Source organism: Glutamicibacter sp. JC586 (assembly GCF_009805585.1).
Classification (GTDB): domain Bacteria; phylum Actinomycetota; class Actinomycetes; order Actinomycetales; family Micrococcaceae; genus Glutamicibacter.
In genome coordinates this window covers 1-315 of record NZ_VHIN01000020.1, presented here as the reverse complement: position 1 = coordinate 315, position 315 = coordinate 1, and the positions used below count along the sequence as shown (strand labels likewise).

Sequence of the window (315 nt, the reverse complement as noted above, 5' to 3'; positions counted from 1 at the left end):
TCACTAGTCCAGGAGGACAATACATTGGCTATGAACCGTAGCGAACTTGTTGCTGCTGTTGCAGCGAAGACCGAAAACTCCCAGGTTGCCGTTAACGGTGTTCTGGATGCTGTATTCGAAGTTTTCGTCGACCAGATTTCCCAGGGCGAAAAGGTAACCATCCCAGGTTACTTGGCTGTTGAGCGCACTGACCGTGCAGCTCGCACCGGTCGTAACCCACAGACCGGCGAAGCAATCCAGATCCCAGCTGGCCACTCGGTCAAGCTGACCGCTGGTTCGAAGCTGAAGGCTGCTGTTGCCAAGAAGTAAGCTTCT

General features: G+C 54.0%; 1 protein-coding gene. It reads left to right on the top strand.

Annotation, left to right across the window (positions count from 1 at the left end):
- Positions 1–24 precede the first annotated feature (24 nt).
- Positions 25–309, top strand: coding sequence for an HU family DNA-binding protein (locus FJV47_RS13450; protein WP_159612128.1), 285 nt, complete (start codon positions 25–27; stop codon positions 307–309).
- The last annotated feature ends 6 nt before the right edge of the window (positions 310–315 follow it).